Origin of the sequence: Pseudomonas neuropathica, assembly GCF_015461835.1 — a bacterium.
GTDB lineage: Bacteria > Pseudomonadota > Gammaproteobacteria > Pseudomonadales > Pseudomonadaceae > Aquipseudomonas > Aquipseudomonas neuropathica.
The window spans coordinates 306,569-311,706 of the sequence record NZ_JACOPX010000001.1 but is presented as its reverse complement, the minus strand read 5'-3'; the positions used below and the strand labels follow the sequence as shown (position 1 = coordinate 311,706).

The window sequence follows — 5,138 nt, the reverse complement described above, 5'->3', positions numbered from 1 at the left end:
TTGTTGTTTATCTACCAGAGCCCGGCCGCTGGCCGGGCTCACCCCTGAACGGACTTGTGGTTATTTATGGAAAAGTCGAAGTTGCGCAAAGTCGGTATGGGATTGGCGTTGGTGGCAGTGGCGGGATTGGCGTTCTACGCGGTGCAGGCACCGGCTGAGGCGCCGCAGTACCTGACTGCCCCGGTGGAACGCAGTGATATTGAAAACGCGGTGCTCGCCACCGGGTTGCTCGAAGGCATCAAGCAAGTGGACGTCGGCGCGCAAGTGTCGGGGCAATTGAAGTCGCTCAAGGTCAAGGTCGGCGACAAGGTGAAGAAAGGGCAGTGGCTGGCGGAAATCGATCCGCTGGTGTTGCAGAACACTTTGCGTCAGGCCCAGGTTGATGAGGAAAACCTGCAAGCGCAAAAACGCGCGACCCAGGCTCAGCTCAGGCAGACCAAAGCGATTTACGAGCGCTACAAGAACTTGCAGGACGACGCGTCGATCTCGCGCCAGGACTTCGAAACCGCCGAATCGGATTATCAGGTGCAGCAGGCCAATCTGATGTCGCTGGATGCGCAGATCAAAAGCGCGCACATCCAGATCGACACGGCCAAGGTCAATCTGGCGTACACGCGGATCGTCGCGCCAATCGATGGCGACGTGGTTGGCGTGGTAACGCAGGAAGGGCAAACGGTGATCGCCAGTCAACTGGCACCGGTTCTGCTGAAACTGGCGGATCTGGACACCATGACGGTCAAGGCGCAGGTGTCCGAGGCCGATGTAATTCACATCGCCCCGGGGCAAGAGGTGTATTTCACTATTCTCGGCGAGGACAAACGTTACTACGCGAAACTGCGCGGCACCGACCCGGCGCCACAGAACTTTCTTGAAACGCCGCCCGCCGGCACGCCAAAGCAAAGCAGCGCGGTGTTTTACAACGCTTTGTTCGAGGTGCCCAATCCCGATCATCGCCTGCGCATCTCGATGACCGCGCAGGTGCGCATTATCCTCGACACCGCCAAGTCGGTGCTGACCGTGCCGGTGGCGGCGCTCGGTCCGCGCAATGCCGACGGCAGTTTCCCGGTACGCGTACTCGACGCCAAGGGCCACGCGCAGTCGCGCAACGTGCAGACCGGGATCAACAACAACGTCAAAGTGCAGATCAACGCCGGTCTGGCAGAAGGCGATCGCGTGGTGATCGGTGATCCGGTGAACAATGTGGCGGGGGCCTGAGCATGACTGAGCCACTGCTACAACTGACCGGCATCACCCGCAGTTTCACCGCTGGCGACCGCGAGTTTCTCGCGCTGAACAACATCAATCTGACGATCAATGCCGGGGAAATGGTGGCGATCATTGGTGCCTCCGGTTCTGGCAAATCGACGCTGATGAACATCCTCGGTTGCCTTGATTACGCCACCGCCGGCAGCTACAGGATCAACGGCCAGGAAACCCGCGATCTGGACAATCAGGCCCTGGCCGAGCTGCGCCGCGACTACTTTGGTTTCATCTTCCAGCGTTACCACTTGCTGCCGCATTTGAGCGCAATGCACAACGTCGAGATGCCGGCGATTTACGCCGGTACGCCGCAGCTTCAACGCCATGCCCGTGCCCGTGAGTTGTTGGCGCGACTGGGTCTGGAAGGCCATTTGACGCATCGGCCGAGCCAGCTCTCCGGCGGTCAGCAACAGCGCGTGAGTATCGCCCGCGCCTTGATGAACGGCGGCGAAGTGATTCTCGCCGACGAACCGACCGGCGCCCTCGACACGGCCAGCGGCAAGGAGGTCATGCGCATCCTGCTGGAGCTGCACGCGGCGGGGCACACGGTGATTCTGGTCACTCACGACCCGAAAGTGGCGGCCAATGCCGAGCGCATCATCGAAGTCAGCGACGGCGAAATCCTCAGCGACCGCAGCAACGAACGCGATACCACGCACCTGCTCAGCGAAGAACCGGTGGCACCGAAAGCCACCGCTTCGCGTCGCCTGGTCGCCAGTCTCGGGCTGTTCAAAGAAGCGTTCGCCATGGCCTGGGTGGCGTTGATCTCGCATCGCATGCGTACCTTGCTGACCATGCTCGGCATCGTCATCGGCATCACTTCGGTGGTGTCGATTTCCGCAGTTGGGGAGGGCGCGAAGAACTACGTGCTCAAGGACATTGCGGCGATTGGCAGCAACACCATCGATGTCTATCCCGGCAGCAGTTATGGCGACAAACGTGCCGCCGCCATTGAAACGCTGACGCCGGCCGATGTCACCGCGCTGAATCAGTTGTACTACGTCGACAGCGCCACGCCGATGATCGGCCGCAGCCTGTTGTTGCGTTATCGCAATATCGACCTGGATGCGCAGGTCAACGGCGTCAGCGATCAGTACTTCAAGGTGCGCGGGATCAAAATGGCCGCGGGCATCCCGTTCAGCGAAAGCGATGCGCGGCGCCAGGCGCAGGTGGTGGTTATCGATCACAACACCCGGCAGCGTCTGTTCGGGCAAGACGTCGATCCGTTGGGCCAGGTGATCCTGATCGGTAACCTGCCGTGCACGGTGATCGGCGTGGCCGCGCAAGATAAAAGCCTGTTCGCCTCGGGCAAGACCCTCAACGTCTGGGTGCCCTACGAAACCGCCGCCGGGCGGGTGTTGGGCCAGCGTTATCTGGACAGCATCAGCGTGCGCATGAAGGACGGCCAGCCGAGCAAAGTGGTGGAAGAGCACGTCACCCAACTGCTGCTGCAACGCCACGGCACCAAGGATTTCTTCACCAACAACCTCGACAGCGTCTTGCAGACCGTGCAGAAAACCAGCCGCTCGCTGGCGTTGCTGCTGTCGCTGATTGCGGTGATTTCCCTGGTGGTCGGCGGTATCGGGGTGATGAACATCATGCTGGTGTCGGTGACTGAACGGACCCGTGAGATCGGCATTCGCATGGCGGTGGGCGCGCGGCAGTCGGACATTCGTCAGCAGTTTCTGGTGGAGGCGGTGATGGTGTGTTTGTTGGGCGGGGCGATCGGCATTTCCCTGTCATATGCCATCGGGCATTTGTTTTCGGTGTTTATCAAGGAGTGGGAGATGGTGTTCTCGCTGGCGTCGGTGTTGACGGCGGTGGTGTGCTCGACGTTGATCGGGATTGTGTTCGGGTTTGTGCCGGCACGGAATGCTTCGCGGCTTGATCCGATTGAGGCGTTGGCGCGGGATTAAAAGCGGCCCTCACCCTAGCCCTCCCGAAACGTCGGACCGCCCGGAGGGAGAGGGGACTGACCGGGGTGTTTGCTGAAGATGCACCGACGTGAACTACCGAGTCGAACTCAGGTTTTGCAAACCACAAAGATCGGGTCCCTTTCCCCCTCGCCCCCCTTGGGGGGAGAGGGCTGGGGTGAGGGGGGGTAATCCCGCTGACACACCGCAAAACCTGAAATCCTCGTTATCCCTGCGTATCAAGCCGCACTCGACGCCAACGTCTCCAACGGCGAATACATCCAGCGCATCAACGAATGCCGCCCGCTGATGCCCAATTTGATCGCCGCGCGTTTCAGATAACTCTCCACGGTGTTGACCTTCAGCGCCAACTGCTCGGCCAGTTCCGGCGCCGTGCGGCCGGCGAGCAGGCCGACGCAGACTTCGGTTTCGCGGTTGGACAGGCTCAACCCCAGTTGCTCCAGGCGCTCGTCGAAGCGCAGGCGCAAGGTTTCCAGGCCGCTGCCTTCGGCTGCTTCGGAGGGAATTTGTGGATCGGGGGTGGCCGGTTGCAGGGCGTTGATGTGTTTTTCCACCATCGGCAGCAGCACCGGGGAAATGTCCTGTAACAGGCTGCGTTCCTGCGCGGAGAAACGCTGTGATTCGCCGTTGCGGTACACCGAAATCACGTAGCGATAGCCGTCCTTGCGCCGGGTCAGGTGCAGTTGCGAGGCGTCCGCGCTGGTCGTGGCCGGCGGGTTCTGTAAGTGGTGGGCCGCCGCACTGTGTTCGGAAAACACCGTTTCGGCGAGCAGCGCCGACTCTTTCAGCGGCTCCGGCTCACTGCGGCTCGACGCGCGGCCCACCGGTTCGACGCGCATCTGCCGGATGTGCGTGGCGTCTACCGCCAGTTGCGTCAGGATCAGGTCATGCAACATGCGCGGAAAGTGCCGGCTGCCGGTGCTGGCGATGACCTTGCCGATGTGGGGGAACAAGTGTGAATTCATATGCGTGTCATCCCTGAGAGGCGTTAATTCAAAAACGTCTGCGGTACCGTCGACGATCTCCTTGGTCGACGAAAAACCGCAGACTTGGATCCTATCCTAGTACAACGTTTGAGCGACGGTTTAATGAAGGTGTTATTAGCTAATAACCCTGAATTTACTGGCTTCAATGCGGGAACGAAGGGAATACCCTCGTTGAATTGTCCTGTTCAGGTTGACGGTAAAACCCATTTCAACCGATTTATCCCTCTTCGATGCGTCAGTAACCTGTACACAACTTGAACGCAACAACAACTTTCCAACATTGAAAAGGGACGCCCACCATGACCACTCCAACCTACAACCGCCTGAACAAAGACGACGCTATCGTGCTGCTGGTCGACCACCAGACCGGGCTGATTTCCCTGGTTCAGGACTTCTCGCCAAACGAGTTCAAGAACAATGTGCTGGCCCTGGCGGATCTGGCGAAGTTCTTCGAACTGCCGACCATCCTCACCACCAGTTTCGAACAAGGCCCGAACGGCCCGCTGGTACCGGAACTGAAAGAGATGTTCCCGGACGCGCCGTACATCGCTCGTCCAGGTCAGATCAACGCTTGGGACAACGAAGATTTCGTGAAGGCGATCAAAGCTACCGGGCGCAAGCAGATCATCATTGCCGGTGTAGTCACGGATGTTTGCGTAGCGTTCCCGACCTTGTCGGCGCTGGCGGAGGGGTTTGATGTGTTTGTGGTGACTGATGCGTCTGGGACCTTCAACACCACCGTGCAGCAAGCCGCGTGGAGCCGCATGACCCAGGCTGGCGCACAGATGATGAACTGGTTCTCGGTAGCCTGTGAGCTGCACCGCGACTGGCGCAACGATATTGAAGGCTTGGGCAATCTGCTGTCGCAGCGGATCCCTAACTACCGCAACCTGATGAACAGCTACTCGGCGTTGACGGCTCAGCAGAAGTAAGCCGACGCGACCGAAAACAGAAAGCC

General features: G+C 59.8%; 4 protein-coding genes. 3 read left to right on the top strand and 1 reads right to left on the bottom strand.

Annotated features, from left to right (window positions below; all coding sequences use genetic code 11):
• The first annotated feature begins 66 nt into the window (after nt 1-66).
• Together macA and H8F23_RS01255 are read left to right on the top strand one after the other, a co-directional pair.
• A complete protein-coding gene (gene macA / locus H8F23_RS01260) occupies nt 67-1,215 on the top strand; it encodes a macrolide transporter subunit MacA (RefSeq protein ID WP_095124693.1) in 1,149 nt (382 codons plus the stop codon).
• A 2-nt stretch (nt 1,216-1,217) separates the two neighbouring features.
• Nucleotides 1,218-3,176 carry a MacB family efflux pump subunit gene (locus tag H8F23_RS01255; RefSeq protein WP_116254885.1) on the top strand — a complete coding sequence of 653 codons (1,959 nt, stop codon included), beginning with the start codon at nt 1,218-1,220 and terminating at the stop codon, nt 3,174-3,176.
• A gap of 236 nt (nt 3,177-3,412) precedes the next feature.
• On the opposite strand, the gene H8F23_RS01250 is transcribed toward H8F23_RS01255, so the two are convergent.
• Nucleotides 3,413-4,159: a response regulator transcription factor gene (locus H8F23_RS01250; RefSeq protein ID WP_194933130.1), complete on the bottom strand. Its 747-nt coding sequence runs from the start codon at nt 4,157-4,159 to the stop codon at nt 3,413-3,415.
• 320 nt (nt 4,160-4,479) lie between these two features.
• On the opposite strand from H8F23_RS01250, the gene ycaC reads away from it, so the two are divergent.
• The gene (gene ycaC / locus H8F23_RS01245) at nt 4,480-5,112 is read left to right on the top strand and encodes an isochorismate family cysteine hydrolase YcaC (protein ID WP_007916011.1); all 633 of its coding nucleotides are present in this window, start codon (nt 4,480-4,482) and stop codon (nt 5,110-5,112) included.
• Nucleotides 5,113-5,138: the final 26 nt, after the last annotated feature.